Origin of the sequence: Kitasatospora sp. NPDC050543, from assembly GCF_044457565.1 — a bacterium.
GTDB lineage: Bacteria > Actinomycetota > Actinomycetes > Streptomycetales > Streptomycetaceae > Kitasatospora.
The window spans coordinates 163,760-180,782 of sequence record NZ_JBITGZ010000002.1; the positions used below are offsets into that span (position 1 = coordinate 163,760).

Below are 17,023 nucleotides of genomic sequence, written 5' to 3' on the forward strand. Positions count from 1 at the left end.
CGCCCGGCAAACCCCCCCCCACCCCCCGCCGGGCCCCCCACCAACCGCCCCCCCCCCGCCCCGGCGCGTGTCCTTTTGGCCGCCCCCGCCGACTTCCTGCTCCGGCGCTCTGGCACTTCAGCGTCCGGGGATCCCGCGCTCCGACCTCCGGGCCGTCGGAGCGCCGACCGCGCCGACCGCGCCGACCGCGCCGTCGCTCTGCCGGCCCGGCCGCCGAGCGCTCAGTCGACCTCGGCCACCGCGTCGGAGAACTGGGCCTGGTAGAGCCGGGCGTACGCGCCGTCGGCGGCGATCAGGTCGTCGTGCGAGCCCTGCTCCACGATGGAGCCGTTCTCCATCACCAGGATCACGTCCGCGTCGCGGATGGTGGAGAGCCGGTGGGCGATCACGAAGCTGGTCCGGCCGGTGCGCAGTCGGGCCATCGCGCGCTGGATGAGCACCTCGGTACGGGTGTCGACCGAGCTGGTGGCCTCGTCCAGGACCAGGATGCTCGGCTGCGCGAGGAAGGCCCGGGCGATGGTGATCAGCTGCTTCTCGCCCGCGCTGACGCCGGTGCCCTCGTCGTCGATGACGGTGTCGTAGCCGTCCGGCAGGGTCCGTACGAACCGGTCGACGTGCGCGGCCTTGGCCGCGTCGATGACCTGCTCGCGGGTGGCACCCCGGGCCCCGTACGCGATGTTGTCGGCGATCGAGCCGCCGAACAGCCAGGTGTCCTGGAGCACCATGCCGATCCCGGCCCGCAGCTCCTCGCGGGACATCGCGGCGATGTCCACCCCGTCCAGCGTGATGGTGCCGGAGCTGACCTCGTAGAACCGCATCAGCAGGTTGACCAGCGTGGTCTTGCCGGCGCCGGTCGGGCCGACGATGGCGACGGTGTGGCCGGGCTCGACCTTGAGCGAGAGATCCTCGATGAGCGGCCGCTCCGGGTCGTAGCGGAAGGCCACGTCCTCGAAGGCGACCCGCCCGCGCAGCTCGGCCGGGCGCTCGGGCATGGCCGGCTCGGCGCTCTGCTCCGGGGCGTCCAGCAGCTCGAAGACCCGTTCGGCCGAGGCGACGCCGGACTGCACCAGGTTGGCCATGCTGGCGACCTGGGTCAGCGGCTGGCTGAACTGGCGCGAGTACTGGATGAAGGCCTGCACGTCGCCGATGGTCAGGGCGCCACTGGCCACCCGCAGGCCGCCGACCACGGCGACCAGGACGTAGTTCAGGTTGCCGATCAGCATCATCGCGGGCTGGATGATCCCGGAGATGAACTGGGCCCGGAAGCTGGACTCGTACAGGGCCTCGTTCTGCTCCCGGAACGCCTCGGCGGACTCCTTCTGGCGGCCGAACACCTTCACCAGCGCATGGCCGGTGTACATCTCCTCGATGTGGGCGTTGAGCTGCCCGGTGGTCTTCCACTGCCGGACGAACTCGGGCTGGGCCCGCTTGCCGACCTTGGTCGCCACCACCACCGAGGCCGGCACCGAGATCAGCGCGATCATGGCCAGCAGCGGCGAGATCCAGAACATCATGCCCAGCACGCCGAAGACGGTGAGCACCGAGTTCACCACCTGGCCCATGGTCTGCTGCATGGACTGGCCGACGTTGTCGATGTCGTTGGTGACCCGGCTGAGCACCTCGCCGCGCGGCTGCTTGTCGAAGTAGCTCAGCGGCAGCCGGGCGAGCTTGGCCTCGACGTCCTGGCGCAGCCGGTAGCCGGCGCGCTGGACGGCGCGGGCCGTGAGCCGGCCCTGCAGGACGCCGAAGACGGCGGAGGCGATGTAGATCGCCAGCACCCAGAGCAGCACCGTGCCGATGGCGCCGAAGTCCATGACCTGACCGGGGGTGAAGTCGACCGTGGCGAGCACGTCGGCGATGCCGCCCTTGTCCTGCGCGCGCAGGCCTTCGAGCACCTGGGCCTTGCTCATCCCGGCCGGGCTCTGCCCTCCGACCACCCCGGCGAAGATCAGGTCGGTGGCCTCGCCGAGCACCTTGGGCCCGACCACCGCGCAGCCGATGCTCAGCACGCCGAGGGCGAGAACGCCGCTGAGGGCGGCCCGCTCGGGACGCAGCAGTTTCAGCAGCCGCTTGCCGGAGCCCTTGAAGTCCATCGACTTCTCGGTGCCCTGGCCGCCCATGAACCGGCCGGGGCCGGCCGGGCCGCGCCGGGCGGCGGCGGCCTGTGAGTCGCTGACCCCGGGCTGCGCCTCGGGTGCGGCCGGGCTCTTGTTCTCCGCGGTGGTCACGCCGCCTCCTGCTCGGTGAGCTGGGAGAGCACGATCTCCCGGTACGTCGGGTTGTCGGCCATCAGCTCGTGGTGCGTGCCGCTGCCGACCACGGCGCCCTCGTCGAGCACGATGATCCGGTCGGCGTCCCGGATGGTGCTGACCCGCTGGGCGACGATCAGCACCGTCGAGTCGGCGGTCTCCCGGGCGAGGGCCTTGCGGAGCCTGGCGTCGGTGGCGTAGTCGAGCGCCGAGAACGAGTCGTCGAAGAGGTAGACGCCGGGCTTGCGGACCAGTGCCCGGGCGATCGCCAGGCGCTGGCGCTGGCCGCCGGAGACGTTGCCGCCGCCCTGGGCGATCGGGGCGTCCAGCCCGCCGTCGAGGCGTTCGACGAAGTCCTTGGCCTGCGCCACCTCCAGTGCGTGCCAGAGCTCCTCGTCGGTGGCGTCGGGCCGGCCGTAGCGCAGGTTGCTGGCGACGGTGCCGGTGAAGAGGTACGGCTTCTGCGGGACGAGGCCGACGGTCTCGGCGATCAGCTCGGGTGCCAGGTCCCGCACGTCGGTGCCGTCCAGCAGCACCCGGCCGCCGGTGGCGTCGATCAGCCGGGGGACGAGGCCCAGCAGGGTGGACTTGCCGGCGCCGGTGGAGCCGATCACGGCGGTGGTCTCGCCGGGGCGGGCCACCACGTCGATGCCGCGCAGGACCGGCACCTCGGCGCCGGGGTAGCGGAACTCCACGTCGCGCAGCTCCAGGTGGCCCCGGCGCAGCAGCTCGGTGACGGGGGCGGACGGCGGGACGACGCTGGAGTCGGTGGCCAGCACCTCCTGGATCCGCTCGGCGCAGACCTCGGCGCGCGGCACCATCATGAACATGAAGGTGGCCATCATGACGCTCATCAGGATCTGCATCAGGTAGGTCAGGAAGGCCGTCAGCGCGCCGATCTGCATCCCGCCGCTGTCGATCCGATGGGCTCCGAACCACATCACCGCGACGCTGGAGACGTTGACCACCAGCATCACGCTGGGGAACATCAGGGCCATCATCCGGCCGACCCGCAGCGAGACGTCCGTCAGCTGCCGGTTGGCGTCGGCGAAGCGCTCCTGCTCGTGGCCGTCCTTGACGAAGGCGCGGATCACCCGGATGCCGGTGATCTGCTCGCGCAGCACCCGGTTGACGGTGTCGATCCGCTTCTGCATGGTCCGGAACTGCGGCCGGAGCCGGCGGACCATCAGGACCACCACGGTGCCCAGCACCGGCACCACGGCCAGCAGCAGGGCGGAGAGCGGCACGTCCTGGTTGAGCGCCATGGCGATGCCGCCGACGCACATGATGGGCGCCGCGACCATCAGGGTGAAGCCCATCAGCGCGAGCATCTGGACCTGCTGGACGTCATTGGTGGTGCGGGTGATCAGCGACGGCGCGCCGAACTGGCCGAGTTCACGGGCGGAGAAGCTCTGCACCCGGTCGAAGACGGCCGCCCGGACGTCCCGGCCCATCGCCATCGCGGTGCGCGCACCGTAGTAGACCGCGGCGATCGAGCACAGCGCCTGGACCACGGTGACCGCGATCATCACCCCGCCGAGTTGCAGGATGTAGCCCGTGTCGCCCTTCACCACGCCGTCGTCGATGATGTCGGCATTGAGGGTGGGCAGGTACAGCGCCGCGATGGTAGACACCAGCTGGAGCAGGACCAGCAGAGAGATCGGTCGGGAGTAGGGCCGTAGGTAGGCCCTGAGGAGTCTGATCAGCACGGGCAACACTCTCATGCTCGACAGCGGGGTTGGCACCCCAATATTCAGGCCTGCCGAGCCTCCTGTCCGGGTTTAACCGCGCTCGATGCCGAGAGTTGTTCCGCCTTTTGCACTTGCGGCTCACCGGCGTGCCAGCTGCCGCCACCCTCTTACGGAACGGCTGGTTTGCGCCTAGGCTGCTGATTGCGCCCTTGTTACTCGTCGGTTAACAAGGGGCTCGGCGGCCGCCCCCACGGCCACCGCCTCCCCCGCCCAGGCCACCCGCCCCCGGAGGTCTCGTTGAGTTCCGCGCAGTCCCTGATCGACTCCTCCGCCGGCGTCGCCCTCGTCGAAGGGCGTCCTGCCTCGGTGGCACACCTGTTCCTGGACCGCGTCGCGGCCACCCCCGACGGCGAGGCGTACCGCTTCCCGGCGCCGGTGGACGAGCACGCGGCGGACGGCGCGCCGGGCGCCGAGCAGTGGCGTTCGCTCACCTGGGCGCAGACGGCCGTCCGGGTCAAGGCGGTCGCCGCCGGTCTGCTGTCACTCGGCATCCGGGCCGAGGACCCAGTCGCCCTGTCCGCGTCCACCCGGCTGGAGTGGATCATCGCGGACCTCGGCAACATGTGCGCCGGCGCGGCCACCACCACCGTCTACCCGAGCACCAACGCGGACGAGACGGCGTTCATCCTCTCGAACTCCGCCTCCAAGGCGCTGTTCGCCGAGAACGCCGGCCAGCTCGCCAAGGCCGTCTCCCAGCTGGACAAGCTGCCCGAGCTGAAGACCGTCATCCTCTTCGACGCCCCCGCCGAGCAGCCCGAGGCGAAGGGCCTGAACGTGCTCACCCTCGCCGAGCTGGAGCAGCGCGGCACCGAGTACCTGGCGCAGCACCCGGACGCGATCGAGAAGGCCGTCGCGGCCATCGACCGCGAGCAGCTCGCCACCCTGATCTACACCTCCGGCACCACCGGCCGCCCCAAGGGTGTGCGCCTGGTGCACGACTGCTGGGCGTACGAGGGCCGCGCGCAGGAGGCCAGCGGGCTGCTGCGCGCCGAGGACATCCAGTTCATGTGGCTGCCGCTGTCGCACGTGTTCGGCAAGACGCTGATCTCCGGCCAGATCGCCACCGGCCACGTGATGGCCGTCGACGGCCGGGTCGACCGGATCATCCACAACCTGCCGGCCATCCGCCCGACCCTGATGGCCTCCGCGCCGCGGATCTTCGAGAAGGTCTACAACGGCATCGCCGGCAAGGCGAGGGCCGAGGGCGGCGCCAAGTACAAGATCTTCCTCTGGGCCGCCAAGGTCGCCCGCGACTATGCCCGGATCACCCAGGCCAACCGGATCGCCACCGGCCGCGACAGCGCGCCGCTGGCCCTGAGCCTCCAGCACGCGCTGGCCGACAAGCTGGTGTACGCCAAGATCCGCGCCGCGTTCGGCGGCCGGCTGCGCGGCTCGGTCTCCGGCAGCGCCGCCCTGGCGCCCGAGATCGGCTACTTCTTCGCCGGCGCCGGTGTGCCGATCCTGGAAGGCTACGGCCTCACCGAGACCAGCGCCGGCTCCACCGTCAACCGCGCCGAGGACTACCGGATCGGTACCGTCGGCCTGCCACTGCCCGGCACCGAGGTCCGGATCGCCGAGGACGGCGAGATCCTGCTGCGCGGCCCGGGCATCATGCGCGGCTACCACAACCTGCCGGAGCAGACCGCCGAGGTGCTGGAGGCGGACGGCTGGTTCCACACCGGCGACATCGGCGAGCTCGCCGAGGGCGGCTACCTGCGGATCACCGACCGCAAGAAGGACATGTTCAAGACCTCCGGCGGCAAGTACGTCGCGCCGAGCGAGGTCGAGGGCAAGTTCAAGGCGGTCTGCCCGTTCGTCAGCAACATCCTGGTGATCGGCAACGGCCGTAACTTCTGCACCGCGCTGATCGGCCTGGACGAGGCGGCGATCATGCCCTGGGCGGCCTCACACGACCTGGCCGGCAAGAGTTACGCCGAGGTGGTCGCCTCGCCGCAGGTGCGCGAGCTGATCGAGGGCTTCGTGCAGCGGCTCAACGGCGATCTGCAGCGCTGGCAGACGATCAAGAAGTTCACCCTGCTCCCACGCGACCTGGACATCGAGCACGGCGAGCTGACCCCGAGCCTGAAGATCAAGCGCCCGGTCGTCGAGCGGACGTACGCGGACGCCGTCGCCGAGATGTACGCGGGCACCGTCGAGGCCTGAGGCCCCGGTCCGGTACGGCCCACCCGGGCCGTACCGGACAATGGACGTATGCCCTCCGCACTTCCCGACGGCGAACCCGTGCCGTCCGACGGTTCCCTGCCCGCCCACGCCCTCGCCGGGCTGGGCGAGCGGCCCTTCGGGTTCTACGTCCACGTGCCGTACTGCGCGACCCGCTGCGGTTACTGCGACTTCAACACCTACACCGCCACCGAGCTGCGCTCCTCCGGTGTGGTCGCCTCGCAGGAGACGTACGCCGACAACCTCGTCGCGGAGATCCGCCACGCCCGCGGCGTGCTGGGCACGGCCGAGCTGCCCGTGCAGACGGTCTTCCTCGGCGGCGGCACGCCGACCCTGCTGCCGGCCCGCGACCTGGTCAAGATGCTCGCGGCGATCCGCGAGGAGTTCGGCCTCGCGCCCGGCGCCGAGGTCACCACCGAGGCCAACCCCGAGTCGGTCGACCCGGCGTACCTCGCCGAGCTGCGCGAGGGGGGCTTCAACCGGATCTCCTTCGGCATGCAGAGCGCCCGCCCGCACGTGCTGCAGCTGCTCGACCGCCACCACACCCCCGGCCGCCCGGAGGCCTGCGTCGCCGAGGCCCGCGCGGCCGGCTTCGAGCACGTCAACCTGGACCTGATCTACGGCACCCCCGGCGAGTCCGACGACGACTGGCGGGCCTCACTGGACGCCGCCATCGGCGCCGGGCCCGACCACGTCTCCGCGTACTCGCTGATCGTCGAGGACGGCACCAAGCTCGCCGCCCGGGTCAAGCGCGGCGAACTGCCGATGATCGACGACGACGTGCACGCCGACCGCTACCTGATAGCCGAGGAGGCGCTCAGCAAGGCCGGCTTCACCTGGTACGAGGTCTCCAACTGGGCGACGGACGAGGCCGGGCGCTGCCGCCACAACGAGCTGTACTGGACCGGCGCCGACTGGTGGGGGGCCGGCCCCGGCGCCCACAGCCACGTCGGCGGCGTCCGCTGGTGGAACGCCAAGCACCCCGCCGCCTACGCCCAGGCCCTCGCCGAGGGCCGCACCCCCGCCCAGGGCCGCGAGATCCTCCCCGAGGAGGACCGCAGGGTGGAGCGCATCCTGCTGGAGCTGCGCCTGGTCGACGGCTGCCCGCTCGACCTGCTCGCCCCCGCCGGCCGCCGCGCCGCCGACCGCGCCCTGGCCGACGGCCTGCTCGACCCGGCCGCGTACGCCGCCGGCCGCGCCGTCCTCACGCTCCAGGGGCGGCTGCTGGCGGACGCCGTGGTGCGTGACCTGGTGGACTGATCTTCCTGAGGGAGCGTGTGATGACCGCCGTGGATGACCGGGTGATAGGGATCCGGTGGATGTGCTCGGGCTGACCCTGGACACCGCGGAGTTCCAGACCTACGCCTGAGCGGACCTCAGTCGGTGACCGTCACGAAGTCGATCAGTTCCTCGACCCGGCCGAGCAGGGCCGGGTCGAGGTCGCGGTAGGAGTTCACCGAGGCGAGGATGCGCCGCCAGGCGGCGGGGGTGTCCACCGGCCAGCCCAGGCGGCGGCAGACGCCCTCCTTCCAGGACTCGCCGCGCGGCACCTGCGGCCAGGCCGCGATGCCCACGGCGGTCGGCTTCACGGCCTCCCAGACGTCGATGTACGGGTGCCCGACGACCAGGACGCTCTCGCCCGTCACCCGCGCGGCGATCCGGTGCTCCTTGGTGCCGGGCAGCAGGTGGTCCACCAGGACGCCCAGGCGCCGGCCCGGGCCGGGCGCGAACTCGGCGACGATCGCGGGCAGGTCGTCGATGCCCTCCAGGTACTCCACCACCACGCCCTCGATCCGCAGGTCCTCGCCCCAGACCCGCTCGACCAGCTCCGCGTCGTGCCGCCCCTCCACGTAGATCCGCGACTCCCGGGCCACCCGCGCGCGGGCGCCGGGCACGGCCACCGAGCCGGAGGCCGTCCGCCCCGGAGCCCGGTCGGGCGCGGGCGCGGCGGGCCGCACCAGGGTGACCACCCGGCCCTCCAGCAGGAAGCCGCGCGGGGTCAGCGGGAAGACCCGGTGCTTGCCGAAGCGGTCCTCCAAGGTGACGGTGAAGCCCTCCGCCGTCCGCTCGCAGCGCACCACCGCTCCGCAGAAGCCGGTCACGGCCTCCTCCACCACCAGGTCCCGCTCGGCGGATACCTCGGGCGCGGGCTGCTGCCGCTTCCACGGCGGGGTCAGGTCGGGTCCGTACTGCCTGCTGTGCATGGACAAGCACTATAGGCAGTCACCCGGCTGAGCCCGCGTCACCGGCCCGGGTGCGGGCCTGCGCCGGGGCCCGGCCCGCTTCACGGCGCTGTTCCCGCGCTCACAGCCCCGGCGCGCCCCAGACCGGGAACCAGCGGGAGAGGTCCGACTCCAGCCGCAGGTCGTTGCCGAGCAGCGCGTTCACCTGGAGCTCCAGGGGGCTGTTGCGCCGCTCCCCGCCGCCCGGCATCGGGGCGAACGGGTAGAAGGTGCCGCGCTTGTACAGGTAGACCAGCGCCAGCGACTGCCCACCGTCGTTGCGGAAGGCGATCAGGGAGCACAGCAGCTGCGGCCCGAAGCCGTTGGCCTCCAGCTCGCTGTTGACCGCGTGCAGGTCGTTGACCAGGTCCGGCAGCTCCTCGGGGGTGTGCCGGGCCAGCAGCCAGGAGTAGCCGTAGTCGTCCCGGCTGGCCTCCACCGGGGTGCCGCCGCGCTCGGTGTCGGCGTCCAGCAGCGCCCGGACCTGCCGCTCCACCTCGCCGAACGCACCGCCCTCGACGGCCGCGAAGCACACCGACCCCAGCCCGGTGGGGCGGAAGCCGGCGGCGGCCTCCAGGGTGAGCGCGGCGGAGGGGACGCCGAAGAGCTGGTCCAGGTCCGGTCGCACGGGCTTGGTACGGCCGAACAGGGCGTCCAGGAATCCCACGGTGATCCTCCATCGGTCGCTGTGTCGCTGTGCAGGTGTGCGGGTGTGCAGCTGAGTTGCCGCGGCGCGCCGGCGTGGTGTCGCCGGTCGCGGACGGACGGGCCCGCCCCGGACGAGGGCGCAGCGGCCGAGCTCAGCGGTTGAGCTCGGCGGAGATCTTGGCCAGCTGGTCCAGCCGCGTCTGCAGCGACGGGTGCGTGGAGAGCAGCTGGGAGGCGACGTCCCGGGGGCTGAGCGCCGGGGCGAAGTAGAACGCGTTATAGGCCTGCGCCTGGCGCAGGTCCTTCGTCGGAATGGCGGCGATCTGGCCGCTGACCTTGGTCAGCGCGGAGGCCAGGGCGCTGGGCCGGCCGGTGAGCTGGGCGGCCGCCCGGTCGGCGGCCAGCTCGCGGTAGCGCGAGAGCAGCCGGGTGAGCAGGAAGCTGATCGCGTAGACCACCATCGAGACCAGGGGGATGATCAGCATCGCGATCGCCGCGTTGGAGTCGTTGCTGCTGCGGTTGCCGCCCATCATCCCGCCGTACAGCGCGATCCGGGTCATCGCGCCGGCGAGTACGCCGAGGAACCCGGCCACCGTCATCACCGCGACGTCGCGGTGGGCGACGTGCGAGAGCTCGTGGGCGAGGACGCCCTCCAGCTCCTCCGGCTCCAGCCGGCGCAGCAGCCCGGTGGTGACGCAGACCACGGCCTTCTCCGGCTTGCGGCCGGTGGCGAAGGCGTTGGGCATGTCGTTGTTCGCCACCGCGACCCGGGGCTTGGGCATGTCGGCCAACGCGCAGATCCGGTCGATGGTGCCGTGCAGCTGCGGGTACTGCTCGGGGGTCACCTCGTGGGCGCCCATCGCCCGCTCGGTGATCTTGTCGCTGAACCAGAACTGCGCGATGAACAGCCCGCCGGAGATCAGCACGATCAGCGGCCAGGCGCCGCGCAGCAGGGCGATCAGCAGCCCGGTGAAGCCCACGTAGAGCAGGCCGATCACGAACATGGTCACGACCATCCGGCTGGTCAGTCCGCGGTCGGGTGCGAAGCGGGTGTGCTGGCCTGAGGTGGACATCGCTGCTCCTCCGAATCGCCGTTCGCTTTCGATGCTGCCACCCGGACGGGCTGCGGGCATCACCCCGCACGCGCCGGGCCCCGTGGGTGTCGGGTGGGCGCCATGCGTGCAGGATCACCACGGCGGGCCGTTCCTGCGGTCGGACCCGGGCCTTACACTGGCAGGTACGGTTCTGGCACTCGACCGTCAAGAGTGCCAAGGTCCGGGCCATAAGAGTCATATCGGACAACGTGCGAAGACGGAGGTGCGTGCCATGTCTGACGACCGCAAGTCCGACGCTCGCCAGATCGACACCCGGCACCTCGACGTCCGTCCGCTCGACGACCGCAAGCTCGCGGTGCTGCGCGCCATCGTGCAGGACTACGTGGGCACCGAGGAGCCGGTCGGTTCCAAGGCGCTGGTCGAGCGGCACAGTCTGGGTGTCTCCCCGGCCACCGTGCGCAACGACATGGCGGCGCTGGAGGAGGACGGCTACATCCACCAGCCGCACACCAGCGCGGGGCGCATCCCCACCGACAAGGGCTACCGGCTGTTCGTCGACCGGCTGGCCGAGGTGAAGCCGATGAGCGCGCCCGAGCGGCGCGCGATCCGGCACTTCCTCGACGGCGCGGTGGACCTGGACGACGTGGTCGCGCGTACCGTACGGCTGCTCGCGCAGCTCACCCGGCAGGTCGCCGTCGTCCAGTATCCCTCGCTCTCCCGTTCGACCGTCCGGCACATCGAGCTGGTGGCGCTCGCCCCGGCGAAGGTGATGCTGGTGCTGATCACCAACACCGGCCGGGTCGAGCAGCGGATGGTCGACTGCCCGGGTGCGGTCGGCGAGACGGTCCTCGCGGACCTGCGCGCCAAGGTCAACGTCCGGGCCGGCGGCCAGCGCCTGCCGGATGTCCCCGACCTGCTGGAGGACCTGCCCGCGGCGTTCGAGCCGGCCGACCGGCCGACCGTCACCACCGTGCTGGTGACCCTCTTCGAGGCCCTCGCCGAGCAGAACGAGGAGCGGATCATGCTGGCCGGCACGGCCAACCTGACCCGCTTCGGCCACGACTTCCCGTTCACCATCCAGCCGGTGCTGGAGGCGCTGGAGGAGCAGGTCATCCTGCTCCGCCTCCTGGGTGAGACCGCCGACGCCGGGATGACGGTCCGGATCGGCCGGGAGAACGCGTACGAAGGGCTCAATTCCACCTCGGTCGTCTCGGTCGGCTACGGTTCGGGCGACGAGAGTGTGGCGAAGCTGGGTGTGATCGGTCCTACCCGGATGGACTACCCGGGCACAATGGGGGCGGTGCGGGCGGTGGCACGGTACGTGGGCCAGATCCTGGCCGAGTCATAGCAGCAGCACCATCGGGACTCCGATGGTGACAACCAGTCGCAGCACTTCTAGAGGCGGAACAAGCGGAGCATTTGGTGGCCACGGACTACTACGCGGTACTCGGCGTCCGACGGGATGCGGGGCAGGACGAGATCAAGAAGGCGTTCCGGCGCCTCGCACGCGAACTGCACCCGGACGTCAACCCGGACCCGAAGACGCAGGAGCGGTTCAAGGAGATCAACGCCGCCTACGAGGTGCTCTCCGACCCCTCCAAGCGGCAGGTCTACGACCTCGGAGGTGACCCGCTCTCCCCGAACGGCGGTGGCGGCGGCGCCGGCGGCTTCGGCGCGGGCGCGGCCGGCTTCGGCTTCTCCGACATCATGGACGCCTTCTTCGGCGCGGCCTCCGGCCAGCGCGGGCCGCGCTCGCGCACCCGCCGCGGCCAGGACGCCATGATCCGTCTGGAGATCACCCTGGAGGAGGCCGCCTTCGGCACCACCAAGGAACTCCAGGTCGACACCGCCGTCACCTGCACCACCTGCTCGGGTGAGGGCGCCGCTCCCGGCACCTCCGCGCAGACCTGTGACATGTGCCGCGGCAAGGGCGAGGTCTCCCAGGTCACCAGGTCCTTCCTGGGCCAGGTCATGACCTCCCGCCCCTGCCCGCAGTGCCAGGGCTTCGGCACCGTCGTGCCGACCCCGTGCCCCGAGTGCGCCGGCGACGGCCGGGTCCGCGCCCGCCGCACCCTCACGGTCAAGATCCCGGCCGGTGTGGACAACGGCACCCGGATCCAGCTGGCCGGCGAGGGCGAGGTCGGCCCCGGCGGCGGCCCGGCCGGCGACCTGTACGTCGAGATCGCCGAGACGGCGCACCCGACGTTCCAGCGCCGCGGGGACGACCTGCACTGCACCGTCACCATCCCGATGACCGCGGCCTCGCTCGGCACCCAGGTGCCGCTGCAGACGCTGGACGGGCTGGAGGAGGTCGACATCCGGCCCGGCACCCAGTCCGGCCAGTCCATCCCGCTGCACGGCCGGGGCATCACCCACCTGCGCGGCGGCGGCCGAGGCGACTTGATAGTGCACGTCGAGGTGCAGACGCCGACCAAGCTCGACCCGGAGCAGGAGGACCTGCTGCGCCGCCTCGCGGTGCTGCGCGGCGAGGAGCGGCCCTCGGGCCAGTTCGCGCCGGGCCAGCAGGGGCTGTTCTCCCGGCTGAAGGACGCCTTCAACGGCCGCTGATACCGGCGGCCGGGTGCTGGGGTCGCTGATGCCGGCGGCCGCCGAGCGGCCGGGCGGCTCGTGATCGTGCAGACGATCACGAGCCGCACCCGTCCCACCACCCGCCGCTCCCGCCCGCACCTGCGCCCGTTCGCTCCTGCGCCACCCGCCGTGCCCGTCCGGCCCGCTGTGCCCGTGCCACCCGCTCCACCACCGCCTGGGGAACCCGCCATGACCGCACCCGTGTTCGTCGTCGAGACCGCGCAGCTGGCCGGCGCCGCCCCGGGCTCGGTGCTGCGGCTGGACGGCCCCGAGGGCAGGCACGCCGCCGCCGTGAAGCGGCTGGAGCCCGGCGAGGCGGTCACCCTCGCGGACGGCCTCGGTCTCGGCGTGGACGGCTCGGTGGCCGCCGTGCACGGCAAGGACGCGATCGACGTCACGGTGGCCGCCGTACGTCACGAGCCCGAACCCGCCCCCCGGATCGTCGTCGTCCAGGCGCTGCCCAAGGGCGACCGGGGTGAGCTCGCGGTCGAGACCATGACCGAGGTCGGCGTGGACGTCATCGTCCCCTGGGCCGCCTCCCGCTGCATCACCCAGTGGAAGGGCGAACGCGGCGCCAAGGCGCTCGCCAAGTGGCGCTCCACCGCCCGCGAGGCGGGCAAGCAGTCCCGTCGGCTGCGCTTCCCCGAGGTCCGCGACCCGATGACGACCAGGCAGCTGGCCCCGCTGCTGGCCGCCGCCGCCTTCGCCGCCGTGCTGCACGAGGAGGGCGCCGAGCCGCTCGCCACCGCCGAGCTGCCGGGGCAGGGCGACATCGTGCTGATCGTCGGCCCCGAGGGCGGGGTCTCCCCGGAGGAGCTGGCCGCCTTCGCCGAGGCCGGCGCCCGGCCGCACCGCCTCGGCTCCTCGGTACTGCGCACCTCGACGGCGGGGGTGGCCGCCGGCGCGCTGCTGCTGGGCCGTACCGGCCGCTGGGCCTGAGCCGGGCAGGCAGCCCGCCCGTAGCCCGCGAGGATGCGCTGTGCCCGGAATTGCCTTCGCACGGTGTGTGCGCGTGCATAGTCTGGCCGGGTGACCGAACTCCAGAACACCGCAGCCGACGCCTACCTGCGCCATCCCCACCTGCACGGCGAGCTGATCACCTTCGCCGCCGAGAACGACATCTGGCTGGCTCCGCTGGACGGCGGACGCGCCTGGCGGCTGACCGCCGATCAAGTACCGGTCGCCCACCCGCGGTTCTCCCCGGACGGGCGGTCCATCGCGTTCACCTCGACCCGGGACGGCGCACCCGAGGTCCATGTGGCGCCCGCAGACGGGGGCCCGCCCCGGCGGCTGACGTACTGGGGGAGCGCGTACACCAGGCTGCGCGGCTGGACGGCCGACGGCCGCCCGATCGCCACCACCGCCGCCGGCCAGGCCACCCTGCGCCGCACCTGGGCCTTCGCCGTGCCGCTCGACGGCGGCGAGCCCACCCGGCTGCCGTACGGCCCGATCGGGGGCCTCGCCCTGGAGCCGGGCGCCGATGGCGAGGGGCCGGGCCGCACGCTGCTGCTCTCCGCCTTCAGCCGGGAGCCCGCGCACTGGAAGCGTTACCGGGGCGGCACGGCCGGCCGGCTGTGGATCGGCGCGCAGGAGTTCACCCGGCTGCACAGCGAGCTGGACGGCCGCGGCAACATCGAATCCCCGCTCTGGGTGGGCGACAGGATCGCCTTCCTCTCCGACCACGAGGGCGTCGGCCGACTGTACTCCAGCCTCCCCGACGGCACCGACCTGCGCGGGCACGGCACCGGTGACGGCGGCTTCTACGCCCGCAACGCCGGCACCGACGGCACCCGGGTGGTCTGGCACAGCGGCGGCGACCTGTGGATCCTGGACGACCTGGACGGCGCCGAACCGCGCCGCCTGGACATCAGGCTGGCCGGCCCGGGCGCCGGCCGCCGCCCGCGCCCGGTCAGCGCCGCGCACTGGCTGGAGACGGCCTCCCCCGACCGCACCGGCCGCGCCAGCGCCGTGGTCGTGCGCGGCTCCGTGCACTGGCTGACGCACCGCGAGGGCCCGGCCCGGGTGCTGGACGAGACCCCGGGCGTGCGGGCCAGGCTGGCCCGGATCGTGCCCGGCGAGGACGGCGCCCAGGGCGTGCTCTGGGCCACCGACGCCGAGGGCGACGACGCCCTGGAGTACGCCCCCGCGGTGCTCGGCGCCGAGCGCCGCAGGCTGGCCGCCGGTCAGCTCGGCCGGGTGCTTGACCTCGTGGTCTCGCCGGACGGCAAGCACGCCGCCGCCGCCTCGCACGACGGCCGGGTGCTGCTGGTGACCCTCGCCGACGGCGCCGTCCACGAGCTCACCCGCAGCGTCGACGGCGACGTCAGCGGTCTGGTCTTCAGCCCCGACTCCACCTGGCTGGCGTGGTCCCAGCCGGCGCTGGGGCCCTTCCCGCTGCGCCAGATCATGCTGGCCAACCTCGCCACCCGTACCGTGGGCGAGGCCACCCCGCAGCGCTTCATCGACACCTCGCCCGCCTTCACCTCGGACGGCAGGCATCTGGTCTTCCTCTCGGTGCGCAACTTCGACCCGGTCTACGACGCCCACGTCTTCGACCTGTCGTTCCCCAACGGCTGCCGCCCGTACCTGATCACGCTGGCCGCCGACACCCCCTCGCCGTTCGGCCCGCAGCGGGCCGGGCGCCCCTACGGCGAGGAGGACGACGAGACCAGGGGCCGGAAGGCGGACGCCGAGGAGAGCGCCGACACCCCGCCCGTCACCCGGGTCGACCTGGACGGCATCGCCGACCGGATCATCCCCTTCCCGGTGGAGGGCGGGCGCTTCGGCAGCCTGCGCGCCGCCAAGGACGGTGTGCTCTGGACGAGGCTGCCGCTGCTGGGCGAGCTCGGCGACGACGCGGCCTCGCTGGAGGACGAGCGCCCGCGCCCGACGCTGGAGCGCTTCGACTTCAAGAAGCTGCGCGCCGAGGAGCTGGTCTCGGGCCTGGACGCCTACAAGGTCAGCGGCGACGGCACCCGGCTGGCCGTCCTGGACGAGGGGCAGCTGCGGATCCTGCCCGCCGACCACAAGGCCGCCGGTGAGGACGACGAGACGGACGTCGACCTGGCCAGGCTGCGGGTCACCGTCGACCCGGCGGCCGAGTGGCGCCAGATGTTCGACGAGAACGGCCGTCTGGCCAGGGACAACTTCTGGCGCGCCGACCTGGGCGGCCTGGACTGGACGGCCACCCTGGCCCGGTACCGCCCGCTGGTGGAGCGCCTCGGCTCGCACGACGACCTGGTGGACCTGCTCTGGGAGATCCAGGGCGAGCTGGGCACCTCGCACGCGTACGTCATGGCGCACGGCCCGGGCGGCGAGCCGGCCCGCCGGCAGGGCCTGCTCGGTGCCGATCTGGTCAAGGACGGGGAGCACTGGCGGATCGGGCGGATCCTGCCCGGCGAGTCCTCCGACCCCAGGGCGCGCTCCCCGCTGGCCGCGCCCGGCGCCGCCGTCCGCCCGGGCGACGCGATCATCGCCGTCAACGGCCGCCCGGTGGATCCGGTCACCGGCCCGGCGCCGCTGCTGGCCGGCACCGCGGGCCAGCCGGTCGAGCTGACGGTGGCCGGCAAGGACGGCACCGGCCAGCGTCACCCGGTGATCGTCCCGCTGGCCGACGAGGAGCCGCTGCGCTACCACGACTGGGTGAGCGGCCGCCGGGCCGCCGTCCGCGAGCTGTCCGGCGGGCGGCTGGGCTACCTGCACGTCCCCGACATGGTCAGCGCGGGCTGGGCGCAGCTGCACCGCGACCTGCGGGTGGAGATGGCCAGGGAGGGCGTGATCGTCGACCTGCGGGAGAACCGCGGCGGCCACACCTCGCAGCTGGTGATCGAGAAGCTCAACCGCAGGCTGATCGGCTGGGACATCATGCGGGACGGGGTCACCCCGGTGCCGTACCCGATGGACGCGCCGCGGGGGCCGGTGGTGGCGCTGGCCGACGAGTTCTCCGGCTCGGACGGCGACATCGTCAACGCCGCGATCCAGGCGCTGGGGATCGGCCCGGTGGTCGGCGCCCGTACCTGGGGCGGGGTGATCGGCATCGACAGCCGGTACAGCCTGGTCGACGGCACGGGTGTCACCCAGCCCAAGTACGCCTCCTGGCTGGAGGGCTACGGCTGGGGCCTGGAGAACCACGGCGTCGACCCGGACGTCGAGGTGCTGATCGCCCCGCACGACTGGGCGGCCGGCCGGGACACCCAGCTGGCGGAGGGCGTGCGGCTCGCCCTGGAGGCGCTGGAGCGGAACCCGGCGAAGACCCCGCCGGCGCTGCCCGGCCGGTAGCGCGCGGAGCCCCGGACGGGGCCGGCCAAAGCGGGAAGCCGGAGTGGGGA

General features: G+C 72.7%; 11 protein-coding genes. 6 read left to right on the plus strand and 5 right to left on the minus strand.

Annotated elements, in window-relative coordinates; translation table 11 throughout:
- Window positions 1–221 precede the first annotated feature (221 nt).
- Window positions 222–2,228, minus strand: a complete 2,007-nt coding sequence (locus ACIBH3_RS03085) for an ABC transporter ATP-binding protein (RefSeq protein ID WP_396310091.1) — start codon at window positions 2,226–2,228, stop codon at window positions 222–224.
- On the minus strand, window positions 2,225–3,958 hold the full coding sequence (locus ACIBH3_RS03090) for an ABC transporter ATP-binding protein (RefSeq protein ID WP_396310092.1): 1,734 nt from the start codon (window positions 3,956–3,958) through the stop codon (window positions 2,225–2,227). Before ACIBH3_RS03090 ends, ACIBH3_RS03085 begins: the two co-directional genes overlap by 4 nt.
- 279 nt (window positions 3,959–4,237) lie before the next feature.
- Here ACIBH3_RS03090 and ACIBH3_RS03095 point away from each other — a divergent pair, with 279 nt between their 5' ends.
- Together ACIBH3_RS03095 and hemW are read left to right on the plus strand one after the other, a co-directional pair.
- Window positions 4,238–6,163, plus strand: coding sequence for an AMP-dependent synthetase/ligase (locus ACIBH3_RS03095; protein ID WP_396310093.1), 1,926 nt, complete (start codon window positions 4,238–4,240; stop codon window positions 6,161–6,163).
- Window positions 6,164–6,211: 48 nt separating this feature from the next.
- On the plus strand, window positions 6,212–7,441 hold the full coding sequence (gene hemW, locus ACIBH3_RS03100) for a radical SAM family heme chaperone HemW (RefSeq protein ID WP_396310094.1): 1,230 nt from the start codon (window positions 6,212–6,214) through the stop codon (window positions 7,439–7,441).
- A gap of 116 nt (window positions 7,442–7,557) precedes the next feature.
- Here the strand turns inward: hemW and ACIBH3_RS03105 are convergent, their stop codons facing one another.
- The 3 genes from ACIBH3_RS03105 to htpX all read right to left on the minus strand — a co-directional run bounded on the left by ACIBH3_RS03105 (window position 7,558) and on the right by htpX (window position 10,124).
- Window positions 7,558–8,385: a DUF3097 domain-containing protein gene (locus tag ACIBH3_RS03105; protein ID WP_396310095.1), complete on the minus strand. Its 828-nt coding sequence runs from the start codon at window positions 8,383–8,385 to the stop codon at window positions 7,558–7,560.
- A 100-nt stretch (window positions 8,386–8,485) separates the two neighbouring features.
- Window positions 8,486–9,070, minus strand: a complete 585-nt coding sequence (locus ACIBH3_RS03110) for a hypothetical protein (RefSeq protein ID WP_396310096.1) — start codon at window positions 9,068–9,070, stop codon at window positions 8,486–8,488.
- Window positions 9,071–9,203: 133 nt separating this feature from the next.
- Window positions 9,204–10,124, minus strand: coding sequence for a zinc metalloprotease HtpX (gene htpX, locus ACIBH3_RS03115; protein ID WP_396310097.1), 921 nt, complete (start codon window positions 10,122–10,124; stop codon window positions 9,204–9,206).
- 253 nt (window positions 10,125–10,377) lie between these two features.
- Between htpX and hrcA the strand changes: the two genes are divergently transcribed.
- The 4 genes from hrcA (at window position 10,378) to ACIBH3_RS03135 (ending at window position 16,973) form a co-directional block, all read left to right on the plus strand.
- On the plus strand, window positions 10,378–11,454 hold the full coding sequence (gene hrcA / locus ACIBH3_RS03120; protein ID WP_396310098.1) for a heat-inducible transcriptional repressor HrcA: 1,077 nt from the start codon (window positions 10,378–10,380) through the stop codon (window positions 11,452–11,454).
- 74 nt (window positions 11,455–11,528) lie between these two features.
- On the plus strand, window positions 11,529–12,674 hold the full coding sequence (gene dnaJ / locus ACIBH3_RS03125; RefSeq protein ID WP_396310099.1) for a molecular chaperone DnaJ: 1,146 nt from the start codon (window positions 11,529–11,531) through the stop codon (window positions 12,672–12,674).
- Window positions 12,675–12,884: 210 nt separating this feature from the next.
- On the plus strand, window positions 12,885–13,634 hold the full coding sequence (locus tag ACIBH3_RS03130; protein ID WP_396310100.1) for a 16S rRNA (uracil(1498)-N(3))-methyltransferase: 750 nt from the start codon (window positions 12,885–12,887) through the stop codon (window positions 13,632–13,634).
- A 90-nt stretch (window positions 13,635–13,724) separates the two neighbouring features.
- A complete protein-coding gene (locus tag ACIBH3_RS03135; protein ID WP_396310101.1) occupies window positions 13,725–16,973 on the plus strand; it encodes a PDZ domain-containing protein in 3,249 nt (1,082 codons plus the stop codon).
- Window positions 16,974–17,023: the final 50 nt, after the last annotated feature.

Coding starts and splice junctions, on each gene's coding strand:
- hemW (WP_396310094.1), top strand. CDS start 6,212: ATGCCCTCCGCACTTCCCGACGGCGAACCCGTGCCGTCCGACGGTTCC.
- ACIBH3_RS03130 (WP_396310100.1), top strand. CDS start 12,885: ATGACCGCACCCGTGTTCGTCGTCGAGACCGCGCAGCTGGCCGGCGCC.
- htpX (WP_396310097.1), bottom strand. CDS start 10,124: ATGTCCACCTCAGGCCAGCACACCCGCTTCGCACCCGACCGCGGACTG.
- hrcA (WP_396310098.1), top strand. CDS start 10,378: ATGTCTGACGACCGCAAGTCCGACGCTCGCCAGATCGACACCCGGCAC.
- ACIBH3_RS03105 (WP_396310095.1), bottom strand. CDS start 8,385: ATGCACAGCAGGCAGTACGGACCCGACCTGACCCCGCCGTGGAAGCGG.